This is a genomic window from Varibaculum sp. C0165D1 (assembly GCF_056590355.1).
Genome location: NZ_JBWPVY010000002.1, coordinates 376,029 through 396,906, shown reverse-complemented (window position 1 = coordinate 396,906; position 20,878 = coordinate 376,029). Strand labels below are relative to the sequence as shown.

Annotated in this window: 17 protein-coding genes; 9 read left to right on the top strand and 8 right to left on the bottom strand. The window is 52.4% G+C overall.

Annotated features, from left to right (window positions below; genetic code table 11):
• Positions 1 to 69 precede the first annotated feature (69 nt).
• From rpsF to rplI, 4 genes are read left to right on the top strand one after another with little or no spacing between them, the layout of a single operon-like run.
• The gene (gene rpsF / locus AC1EKS_RS04270) at positions 70 to 354 is read left to right on the top strand and encodes a 30S ribosomal protein S6 (RefSeq protein ID WP_481009166.1); all 285 of its coding nucleotides are present in this window, start codon (positions 70 to 72) and stop codon (positions 352 to 354) included.
• A 20-nt stretch (positions 355 to 374) separates the two neighbouring features.
• Complete coding sequence (locus tag AC1EKS_RS04265) at positions 375 to 947, top strand: single-stranded DNA-binding protein (RefSeq protein WP_481009165.1); 573 nt, start codon at positions 375 to 377, stop codon at positions 945 to 947.
• A 44-nt stretch (positions 948 to 991) separates the two neighbouring features.
• Positions 992 to 1,234, top strand: coding sequence for a 30S ribosomal protein S18 (gene rpsR, locus AC1EKS_RS04260; protein WP_215522237.1), 243 nt, complete (start codon positions 992 to 994; stop codon positions 1,232 to 1,234).
• A gap of 15 nt (positions 1,235 to 1,249) precedes the next feature.
• Positions 1,250 to 1,711 (top strand): 50S ribosomal protein L9, encoded by a 462-nt coding sequence (gene rplI, locus AC1EKS_RS04255; RefSeq protein ID WP_481009164.1) that lies wholly within the window; start codon positions 1,250 to 1,252, stop codon positions 1,709 to 1,711.
• A gap of 139 nt (positions 1,712 to 1,850) precedes the next feature.
• On the opposite strand, the gene AC1EKS_RS04250 is transcribed toward rplI, so the two are convergent.
• Positions 1,851 to 3,164: an MATE family efflux transporter gene (locus tag AC1EKS_RS04250; RefSeq protein ID WP_481009163.1), complete on the bottom strand. Its 1,314-nt coding sequence runs from the start codon at positions 3,162 to 3,164 to the stop codon at positions 1,851 to 1,853.
• A gap of 236 nt (positions 3,165 to 3,400) precedes the next feature.
• On the opposite strand from AC1EKS_RS04250, the gene dnaB reads away from it, so the two are divergent.
• Positions 3,401 to 4,726 carry a replicative DNA helicase gene (dnaB, locus tag AC1EKS_RS04245; RefSeq protein ID WP_481009162.1) on the top strand — a complete coding sequence of 442 codons (1,326 nt, stop codon included), beginning with the start codon at positions 3,401 to 3,403 and terminating at the stop codon, positions 4,724 to 4,726.
• Between the two features lie 36 nt (positions 4,727 to 4,762).
• On the opposite strand, the gene AC1EKS_RS04240 is transcribed toward dnaB, so the two are convergent.
• The 3 genes from AC1EKS_RS04240 to AC1EKS_RS04230 all read right to left on the bottom strand — a co-directional run bounded on the left by AC1EKS_RS04240 (position 4,763) and on the right by AC1EKS_RS04230 (position 10,007).
• Positions 4,763 to 7,324, bottom strand: coding sequence for an MMPL family transporter (locus AC1EKS_RS04240; protein ID WP_481009161.1), 2,562 nt, complete (start codon positions 7,322 to 7,324; stop codon positions 4,763 to 4,765).
• A gap of 192 nt (positions 7,325 to 7,516) precedes the next feature.
• Positions 7,517 to 8,713, bottom strand: coding sequence for a hypothetical protein (locus AC1EKS_RS04235; protein WP_481009160.1), 1,197 nt, complete (start codon positions 8,711 to 8,713; stop codon positions 7,517 to 7,519).
• A gap of 58 nt (positions 8,714 to 8,771) precedes the next feature.
• Positions 8,772 to 10,007: a hypothetical protein gene (locus tag AC1EKS_RS04230; protein ID WP_481009159.1), complete on the bottom strand. Its 1,236-nt coding sequence runs from the start codon at positions 10,005 to 10,007 to the stop codon at positions 8,772 to 8,774.
• A 325-nt stretch (positions 10,008 to 10,332) separates the two neighbouring features.
• On the opposite strand from AC1EKS_RS04230, the gene AC1EKS_RS04225 reads away from it, so the two are divergent.
• From AC1EKS_RS04225 to pntB, 4 genes are all read left to right on the top strand, one after another.
• Positions 10,333 to 10,776, top strand: coding sequence for a hypothetical protein (locus tag AC1EKS_RS04225; protein WP_481009158.1), 444 nt, complete (start codon positions 10,333 to 10,335; stop codon positions 10,774 to 10,776).
• Positions 10,777 to 10,800: 24 nt separating this feature from the next.
• The gene (locus AC1EKS_RS04220) at positions 10,801 to 11,019 is read left to right on the top strand and encodes a carbon storage regulator (protein ID WP_481009157.1); all 219 of its coding nucleotides are present in this window, start codon (positions 10,801 to 10,803) and stop codon (positions 11,017 to 11,019) included.
• 154 nt (positions 11,020 to 11,173) lie between these two features.
• Positions 11,174 to 12,733 (top strand): Re/Si-specific NAD(P)(+) transhydrogenase subunit alpha, encoded by a 1,560-nt coding sequence (locus tag AC1EKS_RS04215; protein ID WP_481009156.1) that lies wholly within the window; start codon positions 11,174 to 11,176, stop codon positions 12,731 to 12,733.
• A 3-nt stretch (positions 12,734 to 12,736) separates the two neighbouring features.
• Positions 12,737 to 14,278, top strand: coding sequence for a Re/Si-specific NAD(P)(+) transhydrogenase subunit beta (gene pntB / locus AC1EKS_RS04210; RefSeq protein WP_481009155.1), 1,542 nt, complete (start codon positions 12,737 to 12,739; stop codon positions 14,276 to 14,278).
• Positions 14,279 to 14,407: 129 nt separating this feature from the next.
• Here the strand turns inward: pntB and AC1EKS_RS04205 are convergent, their stop codons facing one another.
• The 4 genes from AC1EKS_RS04205 to AC1EKS_RS04190 form a co-directional block, all read right to left on the bottom strand.
• The gene (locus AC1EKS_RS04205; RefSeq protein ID WP_481009154.1) at positions 14,408 to 15,124 is read right to left on the bottom strand and encodes an LmeA family phospholipid-binding protein; all 717 of its coding nucleotides are present in this window, start codon (positions 15,122 to 15,124) and stop codon (positions 14,408 to 14,410) included.
• Between the two features lie 94 nt (positions 15,125 to 15,218).
• Positions 15,219 to 15,548 (bottom strand): thioredoxin, encoded by a 330-nt coding sequence (gene trxA / locus AC1EKS_RS04200; RefSeq protein ID WP_481009153.1) that lies wholly within the window; start codon positions 15,546 to 15,548, stop codon positions 15,219 to 15,221.
• A gap of 37 nt (positions 15,549 to 15,585) precedes the next feature.
• Positions 15,586 to 16,506, bottom strand: coding sequence for a thioredoxin-disulfide reductase (gene trxB / locus AC1EKS_RS04195; protein WP_481010262.1), 921 nt, complete (start codon positions 16,504 to 16,506; stop codon positions 15,586 to 15,588).
• A gap of 115 nt (positions 16,507 to 16,621) precedes the next feature.
• Entirely contained in the window at positions 16,622 to 20,875 is a 4,254-nt protein-coding gene (locus AC1EKS_RS04190) for a lipid II flippase MurJ (RefSeq protein ID WP_481009151.1), read from the bottom strand.
• Between the last annotated feature and the right edge of the window lie 3 nt (positions 20,876 to 20,878).

The window sequence follows — 20,878 nt, the reverse complement described above, 5'->3', positions numbered from 1 at the left end:
AGGGTCGAATGCATAAGCCCTCCTGCCGCGGAAGGACCGTGGCCGTTAGACCAAAGGAGGTGGGTTAAGATGCGTAAATACGAGATGATGGTGATCCTGAATCCCGAAATTGACGAACGTACCGTAGCCCCGGCGTTAGAGAAACTGCTAAACGTAGTTTCCGCTAACGGGGGAAGCGTAGATGCGACCGATATTTGGGGCAAGCGTCGCCTGGCATATCCGATTGAAAAACATTCTGAGGGAATCTACGCGGTCATCGATATGACCACCACCCCGCAGATTGCTGAAGAGTTAACCCGGCAGCTAACGCTAAACGAATCAGTTTTGCGTACCAAGTTGCTGCGGCGCGATTAGGTTCGCGGAGAGGAATAAAAATGGCTGGAGACACCCTGATAACGGTTATTGGGAATCTGACTGCAGATCCCGAATTGCGCTATACCGCGCAATCGGTACCAGTGGCCTCGTTTACCGTGGCCTCCACTCCCAGAACCTATAATCGCGCATCCGGACAGTGGGAAGATGGCACCGCCATGTTCCTGCGTTGTTCCGCCTGGCGGGAAATGGCCGAAAATATTGCCGAATCTTTAACCAAAGGAATGCGAGTGATTGTTCGCGGTCGCTTGCAGCAACGCAATTGGGAGCGAGACGGACAAAACCGTTCTTCGCTGGAGATTCAGGTAGATGAAATCGGACCGTCCTTGCGTTATGCGCAAGCCCAAGTTACCCGGATTCCGCGCGCAGGTGCGGGTGGATTTAACCAGGGCGGACAGGGCGGATTTACCGCGGGCGCTCCAGCTGGCAATTTCAATCAAGGTGGGGGATTTAACCAAGGGGATGCTGCAAACCTGGGTACAGGTTCGATGAGTGCGGCGCAGCCATCTGCGGATGACAATCCTTGGGCAGCTCCTGCCACCAGCGATAACGGCGATAACGAACCGCCGTTTTAAATTTTCAGGATAAGACCTTAGGGTCACACCATTAAGGAGTAAATATGGCGAAGAAAGTTCTTCGCGCGAAGCCAATAAAGAAAAAGGCTAATCCGCTACGTAATTTGCCGGTTGAAAAAATCGACTATAAAGACACCCCGTTCTTGCGGAAGTTTATTTCCGATCGCGGAAAGATTCGTTCGCGCCGGGTTACCGGAGTTAGCGTACAGCAGCAGCGCGCCATTGCTAAGGCAGTTAAGAATGCCCGGGAAATGGCGTTGCTTCCCTACACAAGTTCTGGTCGCTGATAGGAGGGTCTAGTCATGGCAACAGCCAAAATTATTTTAAATATGGATGTACCGGGGCTGGGTTCTTCCGGTGACGTGGTAACCGTAGCTCGCGGCTATGCCCGCAACTACCTGGTGCCACGGAAAATGGCGCACCCTTGGACTAAAGGTGCCCAAAAGCAGATCGACGAAATGATTCGGGCGCGCAGGCGTCGGGAAATCTCTAACGTAGAGGATGCGCGGGCAGTACGGGATGCTATCGAAGCCCACGATACCGTGGTGATTTCCAAGCGGGCGGGCCATTCCGGTCGTCTCTTTGGAGCAGTATCTACCCAAGACGTAGTGGCAGCGGTTAAAGAACAGATCGGGCAAACCATTGACCGGCGCAAAGTTATTATCGAAAAGCCGATTAAAGCGGTTGGAAAATATCAGATTCAAATCAATTTGCATGAAGATATTAGCGCCAAACTGTTTGTAAATGTTGAGGGCGGCAAGTAGGTAAATGCCTACTAGGTAGCGCTTAACTAATAGCAAAGTCGGGTGACCCAGGTTAATGCTTGGGTTACCCGACTTTTGTATTAGCGGGTCGAAAACTAGATATCTGCAAAGCAGGAAGCAGGTAATATTTGGCGCTCAGCTACAGCCAAGCGTCGGTGCGAATGCGCAGCCACAGCGAGGCCGCCCTCCCGCCAATAAAAATGACTCCGTAGATAGCCCATATTCCGGCTAAAGCGGGGGCACCGACAGGCAAAAAACCAGCAAGTAAAATCGCCGGGAGATAGGTAATAAAAACTACCGCCATTGCTCCGGCAAGGTATTTAGTATCATCGGCCCCGATTAAGTAACCGTCATAGATATAAGTTAGCGCCGCCAAGGGCTGCACTAAACCCACCACGATAATGGCAGGGACACAAATGGCTAATACTCTAGGATCGGTCGTGAATAGGTGCGGTAATAGGCCAGAGGTAAGTGCAAACACTAACCCAATAAAAGCTCCAAACAACAGGGCCCAGCGGTTTAACTGGGCGATGAGAACCCGGATTTTTTCTTTGTCGCCCTCCCCGAGCGCATTGGCAAGTAATGCCTGGGCGGCGATTGCCAAAGCATCTAAACCGAAAGCCGCTAGGGTCCACAGGGTTTTTAGGATCTGGTAGCCGGCCAAAGTAACTGCGCCCAAGCGAGCTGCCTGCCAGGTAGTGATCACGATGGCAGCCTGCAGAAATAGCGAGCGAAAAACCAGGGGAATTCCGTGCAGCCCGGAACGAAAAACTAATTTTAGGTGAGGACGGGCCGATACGCCCTCCCGGCGTAGTTTTTTAGCCACTACTATCCACAGCCAGATAGCCATGAAGAACTGACTGATTGCGGTGCCGGCTCCCGCCCCCGCTACCCCCCAGGAGCATCCGAAAATTAATAATGCAGACAGCGGTACGTTGAGGATCGCAGCGCTGGTAGTAACCAGAAGGGGAGTGCGGGTATCTAATAAACCACGTAATACTCCGTTAGCGGCTAACACTGACAGCATAGCGATGAGTCCCGGGGCCGATACCATCAAATAGAGGCGCGCAAAAAATCCCACCTGTTGATCTGGCCCGAACAATCCAATGATTTGGGGAGCAAAAATTATTAAAACGACCGCTAGTATCGCCCCTAAAAGTGCGCCTAACCACATTCCCTGGATACCTAGACGCAAACCTTCTGCGCGTTTACCAGCCCCAATGGCTCTGCCCGTAACAGCAGTAGTGGTGTAGGCAAGAAATACACAGATTCCCACTACTAGGGTAAGTACGGTCGAACCGATAGCTAACCCGGCTAACTCTAAGGTACCCACGTGACCAACCAGGATGGAGTCAGCCATAGTGAGGAGCGGTTCGGCGATTAAAGATCCGAGGGCGGGTAAAACCAAAGCCAAAATCTTGCGGTTGAGGCTGGTTTTTTTCGACTTTTCCACGAATCTTCCCCTATTTCCTATACACAATCTGTGAATAACTCCGTTAGTAGTTTCCCAGTTTGTAACCGGTTTATAAACTGGGAGCTAATAATTACCCACATTCTCCGCCAATATTTCCACAGGTTTTTAATACTTTCTGCACTAGTTTTAGGGGGTTTTCAACAGTCGGCTTTCTGATTATAGCGGCGGAATATGGCACAATCGAAGAGCCCCAAAAGTGTTTCTGGGAGGTTGAGATGGCAGATTTTGATCGTACCCCTCCGCAAGATATCGCCGCTGAACAGTCAGTACTGGGAGCGATGATGCTCTCTAAGGATGCGATCGCTGATGTAACGATGACGATTAGGGGCGAAGACTACTACCGTCCGGTACATCAGACTATTCATGAAGTCATCTTGGATCTATTCGGGCGCGGCGAACCGGTAGACGGAGTGACGGTAGCCGGACAGTTAGAGCGCCGCGGTGACCTGGAAAGAATCGGGGGCGCCCCCTATTTACACCAGCTGATCTCCGGGGTACCTACCGCCGCAAATGCCGGATTTTATGCTCGGATTGTGCGAGAGCGGGCGCAGCTGCGTTCTCTAGTGCAGGCGGGTACCCGGGTGGTGCAGCTAGGTTACGCTGCTGATGGCGGGGACGTGGATGAACTCATAAACCAGGCGCAAAGTGAAATCTATGCGGTCAGTGAACGTGGCGACAGTGAGGACTATCGACCAATCACTGAGTACCTGGATGAAACCGTTGACGAACTGCAAGAACTGCAAAAAAATGGGGGCATGGCCTCCGGGGTTCCCACCGGTTTTTACCAGTTAGATAACCTCACCCATGGCCTACACCCCGGGCAATTGGTGATTGTGGCAGCTCGCCCAGCGATGGGTAAATCCACACTGGCGCTTGATTTTTGCCGAAACGCCGCCATCCATCACAACATGACCTCGGTAATCTTCAGTCTAGAAATGGATGGCACTGAGATTTCTCGCCGCATGATTTCTGCGGAATCAGGAGTATCCATGTCACGTCTGAGCGCCGGGGACTTAGAGGACGCAGATTGGACCAAAATAGCGCAGGTGCTTTCCCGCTCCGATCAGGCTCCGCTCTATATAGATGATTCTCCTAATATGACCATGCCGGAAATACGTTCTAAATGCCGGCGGCTTAAGCAGCAAAGTGATTTGAAACTGGTGGTGGTGGACTACTTACAGTTGATGAGTTCGGGCAAACGGGTAGAGTCCCGGCAACAGGAAGTCGCCGAATTCTCTCGCTCTTTAAAGCTGCTAGCTAAGGAACTCGAAATCCCGGTGGTGGCAGTTGCCCAGCTAAACCGGGGACCAGAGCAGCGAATAGAACATAAACCAATGCTTTCTGACCTGCGAGAATCTGGTTCTTTAGAGCAAGATGCGGATGTGGTGATGCTACTAAATCGCCCCGAGGTTTACAATCAGGAAGATCGTCCCGGGGAGGCAGATATTATTGTGGCTAAACATCGTAACGGGCCAACTGCAACTATCCCCTTAACCTTCCTCGGACGCTTGTCCAAGTTCGGAAATCCAGCTCGTGAGTAAGCACGAATTTTTGCGCTACTTAGCCCACGCCCTCCGCTAGTGTCCTGGCAGGGGTAGGCGAGAATGGAAAGATCGTAGCCATTTAGGAGCCCACCAGTTAGCCCGTCCGCAGATAGCCATAATCGCGGGCACGAGTCCCATGCGCACTAAAGTAGCGTCGAGAGCGACCGCTACCGCCAGGGTGAACCCGATTTGTTTAATTGCCTGGATACCGCCGGTGGTGAAACCTAAAAATACTACTAGCAAGATCAGGGCTGCGGAGGTAATGGTAGAGGCAGAATGGGTGAGTCCGTCGCGAACTGCCCGTTTATTATCCTCGGTTTCGTCCCAGATTTCTTTAACCCGGGAAACTAGGAACATTTCATAGTCCATTGACAAGCCAAAACCGAAACAAAACACGATTGCAACAACATAAGATTCCACCGCTCCCAGGGAAGTGAAGCCGAGAAGCTTCTCTCCGTGACCATATTGGAAAACCCAAACCGCGATCCCTAAAGAAGACATTAAGGACACCATGTTTAACACCAGGGCTTGCAAGGGGAGTAACAGTGCCCCGGTCATTAAGAACAGCATTAAATAGGTGGAGAGGGCGACGACGATAAACACATAAGGGGCATACTGCGCCAAAGTGTCTTGAAAATCTGTTTGCAGGGCGGATTGACCGGTAACCCAAGTCTTAAAGGGGGCCGGTAAATCTCGCACCTCCAGCATTTCCTGTTTCACTTGCGCGGCGAAGGCATCTTTTTCTTTGGTGTAAAGATCGATAGCGGCGTACTGTTTGCCATCAACTTTTAGATCTTCCGCAGGGCGAATTCGTTTTACGTGAGCAAGCGGTTTTACTTGCCTATCAGCCCACTCTTGTAGCTGGTCGGGAGTGGTTTTGGCGACTACCCGGATTTGCGGGTTAGCCGAGTCGGGAAAACGATCCCACATATCCCAAAGCGCCCCAATCTCGGGGATAGAGCGCGGCATTGATTCCACTGCGGAAGAACGCATTTCCAGATGATAAAGAGGAAGTGACATCACCACCAGAATCAGGGTGACTACTACTAGCACCGGCCAAGGACGGCGGGTTACAAAAGTGGAAACTTTTCGGAAAACCGGGGAGGGGTCGTCCTCGCTGCGGGTAGAAGGCTTGCGTAAAATATGGCGGCGCACCCAGTTTACCCAGGTGGCAACGGAAGAGGGCGCAGCCAAACTCGGCCCAAAAAGCATCATTAGTGCTGGTAGTAGGGTCATGTTGGAAATCATCGCCAACATAGTTACCGCAACTCCGCCCATGCCCATAAGGCGCAATAAAGGTAGCGGGAAAATGCAAAGCCCCAAAATCGCCATCGACACGATTAGCGCGGAAAAGAATACGGTAGCTCCGGCAGTGTCCATGGTTTTATCTAGCGCCTGCATATAGGGTTGGCGCGCGGCGATTAGTTCGCTTCGGTAGCGCTTGTAGGAGTGAATCTGCATCTTATTTTCGTCCTCGCTACGCGAACCAACTAGGAGTTGAATCAGACGAGGATAGAAAATAAAGGTGTCTTCAGTACCGTGTAGGCCGCGTTTATGCAGTTCAGTTCGATAGCGGGAAACGATTAGTAGCCCGTAGTCAATCGATAATCCCAGTCCCAAGAAAGAGACGATATTGACTACGAAAGATTCCACGGTGATCAGGTAGGTCAGTAACAAAATCAAAAGCAGGGTAATACCGATAGCGGCGCCCGCTCCGATCAGGGGCATGAGGGCGGCTAACATCCCCCCGAAAACTATCGCCATAATCAGCAGAGAAATCGGGATAGAAATTCCTTCTCCGCGCAGCATATCTGCTTTTACCTGCCCATTAGCGGCATTTTGCAAACCGGTATTGTCGACCAGGTTTACCGTGGCATCAATAGCGGAACCGGCAAAATAATCGGGAAGTTCACTTAAAACCGCGGCTACCTGGTCACGGGCATCGGTATCCACCTGATCATACCCGTCTGCCTCTAACTGCACATTAATCAGGAAAGTTTTATCGTCCTTTGCGATCATCTGTTTTAGCTGGCTGGACTGGATAGTATCCCACACTGAGGGCAGGTGGGCTGCAAACTCTTTTTTGACTTCCCTCTCGGCGCGCTGCCCAGCTTTTTCCACCTGACTTTGGCTTGCGCCCTTAGCTTTTGCAATTTGCTCAGCTTGCGCTCTGCCTTGCGCCAGGGCTTGCGCTAGGGCTTTATCGGTCGTTACCTGCGCCTCTTTTCCCGCCGGAAGTTGGGGGTCAAAAGCAATAAAAGGATCGGCGATCCCCTTCACTTTGTTTACCTTTAAGAGGTCGGCGTGTAAGGGGCGCAGTATTTTCGCGATCTGGTCGGCATTTTTTTCTAGGTTGTTGACTTCCACTACTGCAGTTACCGGATAAGTATCTCCGTGGGCTCGCTCGTAAAGATCCTTCCCAATTGCTGAGGGCGATGCGGGACTGGCCGGCTGGGGGGTGATTAAGCGTTCAAATAAGGGTTTTCCCCCGAACCCGGAAAAAACCGCCACCATAGAAATGGTGACTGCTATCAACCAGATAGCTACGATGAAGCCGGGGTGTTTACCCCACCAAAAGTACTTCATCCGTTTCATAGTTACAATTGTGGTGGTTTGGGCGCGCTAGTGCAGCCAAATCGGATAAAGATTTTAAATTGAAAGTCGCCTCTGCCGCCATGCAAGGCGCCTGCCGGTTAATCCGGATAATTAGGACTTTGCTAGTTAGGCAAACGCGCGCCTGCCTCAAACCCGCAGAAAGTAGGGAAATCTGGGGACTAAGGAAGGATTTTAGGAACCAAAATCTTCAAACCAGGAAGCTGCCGGGATTCTAAAATCACTGCCGCCTTGTTTTTTAATCTGGGTTAGGAGGAGATCAGTATCTTTTGCTACCCGCTTCAAATTGGAGGAAACCTGACTATTAGCGGGAGTTTGTCCCTCTGTTTTCCAGTATTTTTGACGGGTTTTCAAGGCCTTCTGGTTGCAGTAAACCAGCATCTGAGCGGCTTGGACTAGAGAATCTTTAGTTTCGGGTTCCGTATTGGTTTTAACCATCACTAAAGCTCGGTTGTAGCTAACTTGGCAGCCGGCCAATACCGCTTGGGGTTCAGTCATTTTTGCTTCCAGCAAGAAAGGCATTTTCTGGCCAGCGCGAGAAAGATATTTTTCAGCATTTTGCAGGTCGCCGGCGTTTAGATAGGTGGTTCCCAGGTTGTAATTGACCAGCCATCGATCGGCTAGTAGGCGGGAATCGGCTTGGCGGAGACGGAGATCTTGGGCCCGGGAAATATCGCCCTGGCGGTCTGCTTTTACCGCCTGTTGTTCCCCTACCCAACTTTGGGTTTGCAGCCCGGAAATAACTAGCAGACAGAGCACGGTTAAAGTTACTGGCACTATCCAAAACCGGGATCTGCGTGGCGGCTTGATCACCAAGTTCTGACGGGTGGTTAAAGCTTGGGCGTGTAGTTGGCGGCGATAATTAATCTGAGAAATCGCGGCATCCAGCGCGTAGGTATCACTGGGGGGTAGATTAGCGCCGACTTGGTCGGGAGCCGACCTGTGGATTTGTGCGCCAGTTTGACCGGGAAGGCGCCGGGGCACTGGTCTTAGGATCTGTCCGGGAGTAGATAGCGCCAAAATAAGCGCAGCCAGCTCGGGCCAGTCAGTAGCTAACAGCTGTTGCGGACGATAGTTAATCCAACCGGCGGTGCGGTAATACTGTGCGCACAGATTTTCGAGGATTCTCCCGAGGACGTACTGGCGCGAAGCAGCATCTAAAGCCGAATATTTGGGGTCAGTCCTTAAAGCCAGGAGACGTTGGCAATAAGCAGTAAGCAGGCGGCATAAATTCTCTTGACGGCGTCCGCTAAAAGTGAGGATGGGGGAGCGGTCCACGCTTTGGTAAAAAACCATAGTCCATACCACCAGCACTGCGGCCACCACTATCATGGCGGCCGCACCTATCAGCGCCATAACAGAATGCTCCATTAGGGGCTGAATAGGGAAGTTGTCTGCTGAGTACGGGAGCATAGACCCCTACAATGCCTTATTGGTTCAGTGGTGGCTGCGGACCCGACGGGGAGTTAGGGGGCATAAACGACTGCTGCGCTGGCGCAGAGAACTGCTGATAGGGCTGCGGCTGTCCGCTTTGGCCTGCCGGCGGTACTTGTTCCCCATAGTAAGGGGATTGGGGGTAGGGGTAGGCAGGATATTGCCCCTGCTGGTAATACCCCGAATACGGGTTCGGCTGCGAGTTGTTTTTAAATACTTCGGTTAAGTCAGTGACTGGCTGCCGGGAAATAGTCTGATAGATTGCCAAGATACAAGCTGCCAGGACCACCGCGGAAAATACCCAAGTTAATCCGCCGATAATCCAATAAATCCAGCCAACTTTTTCTAGCTGTGCACCGAATAGTAAGCCATACAGGCTTACTCCGTGGTAGTTGCTATTAAGTCCTAAGAAACAAGCGGCAGCCGGGGAGGCCAAACCAATAATGAAATTGGCAAGTCCTAAAGTTCCGCTTACTCCCAGGGCTACGAAGTAGGCCGGACGCGGTTTAATCACCGAACAGGCGGTAGCAACGATCAATAAAATCATGCCTACTGCGTGAACCACCGGGGTAGTAGTGGCTGCTAGTAACAAAAATAGACTGATTAAAAGCGCTGGTGCCGGGGAAATAGGTTCAGTAGGTCTACTAGCTAACACCGATCCGGTAATCATTCCTCCCAGAAGTGCCAGGACGAATAACACTGAGAAAATTAGGGCAGCCATGTTGTTGGACGCTCCGATTTCCAAAGTTCCGAGGAGGATATTTATCAGCACGCAAAGCCATCCCGCGGTGATTACCCCACTTGCCACCCAAGCAGTGGCGCGGGTAAAGCCACCTACTTGTTTCGTGGTTGCCAAGACGTAGGCAACCAGCAGCGCCTGCCCCAAGGATAGGAATAATAAACCGGTACCCATCGCCGCATCTCTCGCGGTATCTGAACCACTAGATAAATCGGAGCTGGAGACCGTAAGCACGATATATCCCACCAAGACAAAAAACATAGCGAAGGGGATAAACCAAATGCGGTTTCGTTTCACGCTGTTTCCCAGCCAAGAAAGGTCGGTTCCGGCTTGGGGAGCAGGCACACCCCCGGGGTACCCAGCGGGTGGGTAGGGGTATTGGCCATTAAATCCATTCCCGTCAGAAACTGGGTAGGCGGCGGGCGATAATCCGGGCTGCGGATTTGTCTGCGGCAGATTACTGGGGGGATAGGGATAATTTGGAGACGACATTTTTCTCCCGACTCTCTTGGCAAATTGTTAAGTGAACTTCTCAAATAAAGTTACCAGTGACCCCAAGTTTAGAGTCCTTGCCTGGTCCAAGCAATAATTATCTGAGCATCTGGGAGAAAATACTGGGAAAAATTCCCGCTATTACTAGTGCGAGCATCTTAAAAGGCACTCTCGAAAGGTTCTTTTACCCCAGCCAAGCGGGGAAATCAGAATTTTTTTGGGTGTCCAGCAAAGCGCGATCTCCCGTTTTTAACTCAGTTCTTCTCCGCAGTTAGCGGGCGTAATCTACAATTACAACCGGGAATAAACAGCGGGAGGTAGCGCAATGACCTATCGGGAGCGGCAGGTGCCCAGTGATCACGAGCTGGAAGCCCTACTAGCTGATACCCGCGCCCTCCTCGCCGAAAAAGCCCGGTGGGAAGATGATCAGATAAACCGGGATCTAGATGTGTTACTGCACCGAGTGCGCGGAGCCAAGCGGGTCTCCTATGCTCAGGTGCTGCGCGAACGGGCCCAAAGTTGGGAAGGTAACTTGGAATCGGTCGCCGCGCCCTCGCAGCGTGAAAAGTTCGCGAATCAGAACTCGACTTTATCCGCCCTCATCGGGCAGGAAGAAGACCCTGACAAACTGGCCGATCAGCTGGCACGCTCAGAAGAATTGATCCGGGAAAAGTTTCCCGAAAATGAAAATGAAGATTTAGATAGCAGCGAAGATATCTTGGAATCTGTGGCAGGAGAGAATCCTCCAGATTCGGGAAATAGTTTTTAATCACCATCTAGGAGGCAGGCAAGGATGCTAGTACTAACGCGCAGACGCGGAGAAGAGATCGTGATCGGGGACCAGGTCGTTATCACGGTGGTGGAGTCACATAAGGACTCGGTGAGACTAGGAATTAGTGCCCCTAAAGACTTAACTATTCGTCGCGGTGAACTGGTGGAAGCACCGGACAGAGAACGCTTGGGATTGGAAGGGCCAGGACCTGGATCTAAGCAGGCCACGCCGGAAAAATAGTTTTTTATCTCCCCTCAGCCGGGTACCATCCTATTAGCTGGACTTAGAGTGCGCATGTAAAAGGCGCCGAGTACGCTAAAAATAAGTTATCCACTGTTAAAACGCGGATAAAAATGTATTGGTATTTGAAATACCAAAACTATAAGGAGTAACTGTGCGAATTGGAGTTCCTAAAGAGCCCACGCCAGACCAAACTTTGGTCGCCGCCACTCCGGATACGGTAAAGAAACTCATCAAACTAGGGTATGAAGTCCTGGTGGAACAAGGGGCGGGAGAAAAAGCCGCCTATCTAGATGAGCAGTATTCGCAAGCCGGAGCGGAAATCGTGGACGCCCAGGCCGCCTGGCAGGCCGATATTGTGACCGTCCTAGATACACCCCCCACTGACTATCTGAATCTGGTTAAATCTGGAGCGCTCTTAATAGCCCGGATGGCACCCGGTCGCCACCCCGAGACCGTAGATGCCCTGGTAGAACGGGGTATTACCGGGTTCGCGATGGATACGGTTCCGCGTATCTCGAGGGCGCAGTCCATGGATGTGCTCTCCTCCATGTCGAATGTTTCCGGATATCGCGCGGTTATTGAGGCGGCAGAAAGTTTCGGTCGCCTCTTCACCGGTCAGGTAACTGCTGCCGGAAAAATTCCGCCCGCCAAGGTCTATGTGATCGGCGTGGGAGTGGCTGGCTTAGCCGCTATCGGCACCGCCAACTCTATGGGTGCCCAGGTTAGTGCCACTGACGTGCGCAGCGAAACCGCCGAACAAGCCGAATCGGTGGGGGCAACCTTTGTACCCATCCCGATTGCCCAAGAAAAATCGGATGACGGTTACGCCAAAGAAATGAGCGCGGATCAAGCCGACGCCGCCACCAAGCTTTACACCGAGCAGGCAGCAGCAAATGACATCGTAATCACCACCGCGAATATTCCTGGCCGCCGCTCTCCGCTGTTAATCACTAAAGAGGCTGTAGCCGGGATGGCTCCCGGTTCCGTAATCGTGGATATGGCCGCCGCTGGCGGCGGTAACTGTGAGCTGACCCGCCCCGGCGAAAAGGTGGTTACCGAAAATGGGGTGACCATTATCGGTTACACCGACCTGGCTGGACGCCTACCGGGGCAGTCATCGCAGCTATACGGACAAAATATTGTTAACCTGTTTAAGCTGATCACTCCAAAAAAAGACGGTAACTACGTCCTCGATATGGAAGATGAAGTGGTCCGCGGGATTACGGTCGCCAAGGACGGGGAAAATATGTTCCCGCCTCCTCCTATTCAGGTGCATGCGGCTCCCGCTGCTCCCGACAAGAAGGAGTCGGTAGAGGATGCCGCAGCGAGTGCCCGCAAGAAAGCTGAGGAAGCAGCTTCGGGGAAGCGTAAACGTTTGCTGTGGGCAACGGTAGGGATAGTTTTAGGACTGGCCCTGATTGCCGCCACTCCCAAGCCGCTAATCCCCTATTACTTCATTTTGATGCTGGCGATTGTGGTGGGGTTCTATGTGATTACTGCCGTCACCCACTCGCTGCACACTCCGCTAATGAGTGAAACTAACGCGATTTCCGGAATTATTCTGGTGGGCGCCATATTGCAGGTAGGCAGCGCTAACCCGGTGGTGTCAGCGCTGAGTTTCCTGGCAATTTTAGTGGCTTCAATTAACATCTTCGGCGGTTTCTCGGTCACTCACCGAATGCTGGCCATGTTCCGAGGGGAGGGGAAGTAAGAAATGAGTAATGTTCTATTTGCGGTAACACCCACCCTGGTGGCCAGTGCTTCCAAGGCCGAGTTTTTGATTAGCCGGGGGCAAAATATTGCCTACCTGATTGCGGCCTTGCTGTTTATTTTGGCGCTCGCGGGTCTATCCAAGAATGAAACCGCCCTGCGCGGTAACCGTTTCGGAGCGATCGGAATGTTGGTGGCAGTTGTCGCTACCATCGCGGTGGCGCTACATAACGCGGGGGCTCCCGGTTATCAATCAACCTTGGTAACTGCGCTTTTAATAGCGGTAGCAATGATTGCGGGCGCGATTATCGGACTGTGGCGCGCCAAAACTATTCCCATGACCGGCATGCCGGAACTGGTAGCCATGCTGCATTCCTTCGTAGGTTTAGCGGCAGTCTTGGTTGGCTACAACACTTTCATCCATATGCCCGGAGAGTTCAAGAAAGCGGGCGTAGATGCAGCCACCGCGATTGCCCCCTCCACCGTAGGTTTCCACCTCGGGGAAGTAGGGGTAGGGATTTTCATCGGTGCCGTTACCTTTACCGGCTCTATCATTGCCTACCTGAAACTGTCCGGAAAGATTAAGGGTGCGCCCCTGACTTTGCCGGGTCGTAACTGGCTAAACGCTATCGCTATTATCGTTTCTATCGTGCTCATCGGGGTAATGGTGCGCGGATCGCATCTTAGCGCTTCCGCTATGACCTTAACCTGGATGCAGTGGGTAGCGATTATCGCGATGACTATTATCGCTCTGGTGCTGGGGCTGCACCTGGTGGCAGCCATCGGCGGCGGCGATATGCCGGTAGTAGTTTCGATGCTTAACTCTTATTCGGGTTGGGCCGCGGCCGCGGCCGGCTTCATGTTGGGCAACGATATGCTCATCATTGCCGGCGCCCTAGTGGGCTCCTCTGGTGCCTACCTGTCCTACATTATGTGTAAAGCCATGAACCGCTCGTTTATCTCCGTGATTTTGGGAGGCTTCGGTTCGGATGGGGGACCGGCGAAGGGCGGCGATACCGATTACGGTGACTACACCGAAACTAGTGCGGCCGAGGTAGCCCAAGCGCTAAAGGATTCCTCCAGCGTGATTATTACCCCTGGTTACGGCATGGCGCAGGCGCAAGCTCAGTTCCCGGTAGCGGATCTAACTGCCAAGCTGCGAGAGGCGGGAGTAAACGTGCGCTTCGGGATTCACCCGGTAGCCGGACGGATGCCCGGACATATGAATGTGCTGCTGGCAGAAGCGAAAGTACCCTATGACGTGGTGCTAGAAATGGATGAGATTAACGATGACTTCCCGGACACCGACATGGTGTTGGTGATCGGAGCTAACGACACTGTTAATCCCGATGCCACCAAGCCGGGTAGCCCAATCGCGGGAATGCCGGTATTGGAAGTGTGGAAAGCCCATCAGGTAGTGGTGTTTAAACGGTCGATGAATCCCGGTTATGCCGGGGTACAAAATCCGCTGTTCTTTAACGAGAACACCGATATGCTCTTTGGCGACGCGAAAGCCTCGGTAGAAGAGATCGTGCGCAACCTCTAGCCTGGTCCCCAAGGTGCAATCAGTTACAGAAAAATAGGGGGCGGAGTCGAAAGTTTCGATTCCGCCCCCGTTTTCACCTCTGTAGTTGAAACGGGTGAAACCCCAGGGTATTAACCCGTAAATCCAAAATCAGGAAATAGAATTCTTTTGCATGGGGATATTTTTCCCGGTCAATTTTAATTTGAGGTGATCGTCTTTAACTTCCACCCCGCTCAGCTGCAAACTGGCGGGTAAGCCCGTGATCGGAATATTAATCGCGGGTAAAAAGTCCGGTAGATCCAGCCGGGCCTGCAGGCGGCGCGGTAGTTCAGTTTGCAGGGCGGTCGGTTTAATTACCAGGGTGGGAGTTAAACCATCTGCCCCTCCATCTAGGGCGAGCTGCCCATCAGCCAGGATTTCTTGCCCCCACTTCTGGAAAGAAAACGTGAGCTTCCCGGCCGCTAGTTTTACTGTCACCCCGGGAGCCTTCCTCGCTACTATTTGCGTCAAGGTTGCTTGGCTGAGGTTCCCTTCCGCGCTCAGCTGCCCAATGCTATCGATATTTAGCCGCCCGGCGGTGAGGGCCACTTGATTCAATTGAGCGCGGATTCCACTTATCGGGATGGCGCCCCCCTCGGCAGTGATATCTAGGCGGGGGATCTCTACGTCCACCTGATTAATATTCCCCGCGATTAGGGAGGTCAGGAAAGGCAAGTCATTAATTTTAACGGTGGAATTTTCTGCTCCCCGTTTCGCTAATGCCCCACTGCCTTCATTTTCTGCCCACCAGCAAGTTACCCGATCTAGCACTCCTAAAAGGAGTGCCAGCACAGCTATTACTATTAATAATCGCTTCAAACTTCGCACCTGTTCAGTATAGAGTGCAGGTGCTAATTCCTAGGCAGAGATGCTAATACCTTGATAGGCAGACAGCACAGCTCCGGTAATGGCTAGGGGAAAGCTATTTGTCGATTTCTTGCTGCAGCGGGCCTAGGAGTTCCCGCTTAGGGTTAGCCCCCAGGATGCCGCGAGTGATTTCGCCATGGTTAAACACCATAAACATCGGGATGGAGTTAATCCCGTATTTGGCGGCTAGCTGGGGGTTTTCATCGATATTGACTTTGACCACTTTAGCTTTGCCAGCAACCTCGGAGGCTACTTCGTCAACAATCGGACCCATTTGGCGGCAAGGCCCGCACCAGGGGGCCCAGAAATCAACCAAAACCGGAAGTTCAGATTTCAATACTTCCTGGTCAAAATTATTTTCGGTTACTTCTAAAGGTTTAGTCATTTTCTATTTTCCTCTCTAAATGATTAAGAATAAGTCTTTAGTTTGCCAGGGAACGTTCGGCATCGAGGGCAGCTCGGCAGCCTGAGCCCGCAGCCGTAATTGCCTGTCGATAGGTGTGATCTACGAGGTCTCCGCAGGCAAAAACCCCGTTAACATTAGTGGCGGCACCAGGTTCGTTAACCTGCACATATCCCGCCTCATCCAGACCTACTTGTCCTTTAACTAGCTGGGAGCGTGGCTCGTGACCGATCGCCACGAATACACCGGTGGCATCCAAAGTGCTTTCCGTGCCGTCTACCGTGGACTGCAAGGTAATCGATTCCACTTTGTTTTCCCCATTAATTTGGGCAACAGTGCTGTTCCAAGCGAAATCAATCTTCGGGTTGGCCTCAGCACGTTCAGCCATAATCTGGGAGGCACGCAGCTGGTCGCGGCGATGAACCACCGTAACTTTCTTCGCGAACTTGGTTAAGAATAGAGCCTCTTCCATAGCGGAGTCGCCGCCACCCACCACCGCCAGGTGCTGATCTTTAAAGAAGAAACCGTCACAGGTGGCGCAATAGGAAACGCCGCGTCCCGATAGTTCCGCCTCGCCAGGAACGTTTAGTTTGCGGTACTCCGAACCCATCGCCAAAATCACGCGACGTGCGAAGTATTCGCCCTCGGAGGTGACTACCTTTTTCTCTTCTCCCTCTAAGGAAAGGTCTAGGGCGTCCTCATAAAGAATTTCGCACCCGAAACGCTCGGCCTGAGAAAGCATATTTGCCATTAGATCCGGCCCTTGAATCCCTTCAGGAAAACCGGGAAAGTTTTCTACTTCGGTAGTGTTCATCAGGGCGCCACCGGCGGTTACCTCCCCCGCGATTAGCAGGGGATTTAGCCCTGCCCGGGCAGTGTAGATTGCTGCCGTATAGCCGGCCGGTCCGGAACCGATAATGATAATGTCGCGTACCGACATGGAACCTCCTAGATCAGGGCCTGTGCGTCGTTTTTACTAAACCTATTTTCCCAGCTTAAACGACCGGGCCGCAACCAGTTAATGCAGTGAGCGAAACCCAGCAGGCTATAACCGCCTAGGAAACCGCGATCTCAGAAATAGTTGCCCGGTTATTCCCGGTGTTATCAAGAGGAAGTTCGGGGAACCATAAGATCAGGGCATGGGCATTAGCTTTGGGGTTAAGTTTCAGGTCAACCGTATCGGAAAAAGCGCCCGTAGCTAGGACTTTACCGTCACGCGGGAGTCCGGATTCCGGTAGGGAACGCACCTCGATTTTTCCGCCTTGCGCATTAGTTTTTAACTTAATCTCAGAAATATTTGCCTGTTGTTTCAAAGTCACAACCACTCCAAAACCGCTGCGGTCTCCCAGCTTCGGGTTACGGAAGAACCGCGAGCGCCACCAGGTATTTTCGTTACCATCGATCATCCGGTCAGCGAGCTCGGGATGCTCGGTGTCATTTCCTTCCGCATCTATAGAAGCCACCCCGGCGATTTCGGCAGGTTTAGTTACCGGAGCCGGCTGGGGGGCAACTTTTTGGGTTTGGGTTTGCGAGGGGGACGGCTCGGCTACCGGCGGGGTATGGCGCGGCCAAAACACTAACACCGCCACGGACAGGGAGAGGACAATAGCCATCCCCAACAGGCTAGAAACGATCAGTCGCCTAGTAGCGTTAACCGGCTCTAAATCGCGAGGAGACAGGCGTGAAAGTCTGTCTTGTCGGCGCTGTTCGCGCTGGCGTTGCCGCTCGGCTCTACGAGCCGCTTTTTGAGCGTCCCTAGTTACTTTTTCTGCCAGTTTTGCTTGCTGTTTCGCCGCTTTTTTCGGATTTTTCGAAAACTTCTGTTTCTGGGGCGAGGATTTAATAGCGGCTTCCCCGGCGGCGACATTCGGGTCTGCCGTCATAGCCTCTAAATCGGTAGCTAACGTAGGTATTTGTCCTGCCGGTTTTCCTTTTTTACCTGCTCCTAGACGCCCCAAGAAATTTGGGGGCTGCGAAGGGGTCTCTTTCGGGTCTGGCTGAGAGCTGACCGCTTGCGGCACCCAGGCATCATCCCCCGCTTTTTCTTCCTGCGGATTTAGATTCATCTGCTGCATCTCGGCTAGGGGGATCGACTGAGTCTTTGCTGACTCCTCAAAGGGTTGATCACGGTGTCCCGGGATTTTGGCTGCTGGGGGCAATACCGGTTTCATGGCTCGAGGGGAAGAAGCCTCCATAGCTAAAGTATTATCCCGAGGCTTTCCCTCTGCATCCTGTTCTTCCGTATTTTCACTAGCAGTGGTCGGCCTGGGGGTATCGGTACTGGTAGCAACGGGCAGGGACACGTTTTCGCTATCGTTTCCGGTGTTGTTTTCTTCCTCGCCGCTATTTTGCGAAGAGCGCACTTGGGGCGAGGACGAGCCGTTTTGCTCTTCGGGATCGGTGGTCTCTTCCTCTGCCGGCAAGGTTTCTTCATTCATTTTTTTATCCTTCACAGCATCCCCGCTAGCGGTAAGGGTTGGTGTTTCCTCAGGCGTTGAAAGCTCCGTTGGAGCCGGAGTGGGTACCTCCGCTGACTGTCTACCGGTAGGGTCGCCCTGTTCATCCCGGGTAGTTAACCAGTTTGCTACCGGGTCCAGTTCGGCTGATCCCAGTTGCTCGCGGATAGCTTGGCACAGGCGAGGAGACGGCATTGCCGCTCCTGCCAGGGCAACCGCATCTAAATCCACATCGCTGCCGTGATGGAAATTAGAAGGCGGAAGCGGCTTTTCACCAGCTGTTGCTTTCGTAAACTGGTGGCGATCACCGCTAGCCAGGAAATAGAGCAGCTCTAAAACTTGCTGCCCATCGCGGGTTTGGGTCGCGATTAAGTCAGCGGCGGCGTTTTGATCGGCCACATCCAAACGGATAATCACTTTCCCGGATGGCGATATTAAAATATGGGCAGGATCGATGGCCCCATGCGCTAGGTTTGCCTCATGAAGTTGGGATAACCCTGCGCTCACCTGCGAAATCAAAGAATGGATTACCGGTGCCGGCATTCCGGATCCTACTAGGTCACTGAGAGGACGGTCCGGGGTGGCCTGCAATAAGACTGCGTCTACCGGATCGGTGCTGATCCAAATAAATTCCTGGAAACCCGGGGCGCTTACTTGTTGCAGGCGGGCATAATACTCGCGAGTTTTTTCCCGGTTTCCTTGCAATACCAGCAGTTCGGCAGGTTTTTTGCTTTCATCACTAACCGCCCAGGCATCCTTTTCCGGTAAAAATTCACCCGCTAGGCGTTGGTTGAGAGTCAGCAAAGAAAAATGTTCCTGACCGGGGAAATGCAAATTCATACCGGATTGCAGATTAACGTACCCATCGGCGTTATAGCTGATAGCTGTCACCTCGGGTTCACGACGGTCACTGGTCACGTGGTCCTCATCTTCCTTGCTTAGTTCATTTTGAGGCTGCAAATAGGATTTATTTTCGGTTTCGCGAGGATGCGTTAGCGCTTTAGCCTGGGCTTGCGCGTCTTCGTCCTCCCCTATGGTTGCGAGATTGCTTTCATCTTGCCTCGAGTTTATCGCCTCTTGCTCGCTAATGCCCTCCGGCGAATCTAGGCTAGGAGTCGGAACTGGTTCTACCGGGGCATAAGCGAGTATCCGAGGTAACGGCCTCCCTTTGCTGAGCTTTGCCCAGATGGGAGCCGCCAGTAGGGAAAGCGCGGGGCAGCGCCAAACTAATAGTAGTCCCAGGTAAACCAGGGTCATGACTGCGGTTACTACCATTACCCGCGCCAAAGCTCCCGTCATATGTACCAGTGCGGGGTCGCTTTGGGAACCAGCTAGTGGCCCCCAATAATGCAAAATCAACCAACCAGCGCAACCGCTCCCTAAGGTCGCTAGGGTAATGGACACCAGCGAACGCCCTAGTTGAGCAGTAAACCTTAAAGGCAGATGTTTGGTGTGCAGATGCCAAATTGTAAGCGCCGATCCCACCAGGTAAGACAGCTGCATACCGGCGGAGGCTCCCATCACCCAATATTTGACCGGTAGTAGCAGCACCGTTAGCCCGCAAACAATTAGGGTGGAAATAGTCATGGGGATTTGTACCAGGAAAGTGCTGCGGGCATCGGCAAAAGCCAAAATTAATCGCTGCGCAAGGTTAAAGAATCCCAGGAAAGGAATTCCCAACGCCATTACCGCCAACACCTCCGCAAAGGCCTGCACCGAGGCGAGAGGGGTGGTGGGCATAATGAACTGCATAACTGGCAGGGCTAAAACCACTATTAGTACCGCACACAGACAGGTGATTAAAGAAACTCCCTGCTGGGTGTTAAGGAATTGGGTGCGCAGGCGAGATAGCTGTCCCACGGCCACCATGGCGCTCATAGAGGTAAACATGGCGGTAACTACCGAGGTCACAATCATTGATTGCGGAATCATATATACCGTAAAGGCAGTGTTATAAGCAGTGGTGGTGGCGATAGTTACCTGATGTTTTGAGGCATAGCCGTTAGCGGCTGCCGCAATATTTGAAATTGCTAAAAACCCCAGTTGGGATACACACAAAGCCGAGAATGCCCAAATAGCGGTGCGAGATACTTCCCCCAGGCCATAGCCGCGAATACCCCAAACTAGACGCATTTTAAAACCGGTGCGCCGCAGCGGAATCAGCAAAATTAGTGCCTGGACCACGATTCCTAAGGTGGAAATACCAGCCAATAAAATCACGGGTTCGCCGGTCCAAACGCTGGGGTCTTTAGCCCAATCTGTTTCGCTGCCCAGTACTCGCCAGAAAACAAAGATTCCGGCAATCCCCACCACGTTATTAACTACTGGTGCCCACATATAGGGGCCGAAGGAGCCTTTAGCGTTTAGGAATTGCCCCCACAGGGAATAGAGGCCATAAAAGAAAACCTGGGGCAGCGACCAATAAGAAAAAGTAATCGCCAGTTGTTTCCATCCTGGATCCAGTTTCGCGGCAAATAAAGTGACGAATACCGGGGCGAGGGCCACGCATACCAGAGTTAAAATCAGCAGTCCGGTGGTGAATAAGGTAAGCAGCCGATTAATAAACTCATCAGAGTTTTTGCGTTGCAAAGCCCGCACAATCTGGGGAACCAGTACCGCTGAAAGAATAGAGGAGGCCAGCAGATTGTAAATAATATTGGGAAGGCTATTAGCGGCCTGGAACGCATCATTAGCTCCGATTGAACCGATGAGCGCGATTAGTAGTGCCGCCCGCACAAAACCGAGCAGCCGGGACACCATGGTTCCAGCTAGCATTATTCCCGAGGCACGAGCCACATTAATTTTCTTGATGCCTTTGATTTCTGGGTCGGTTTTTTCGTTCTCGCTGCTCACTGC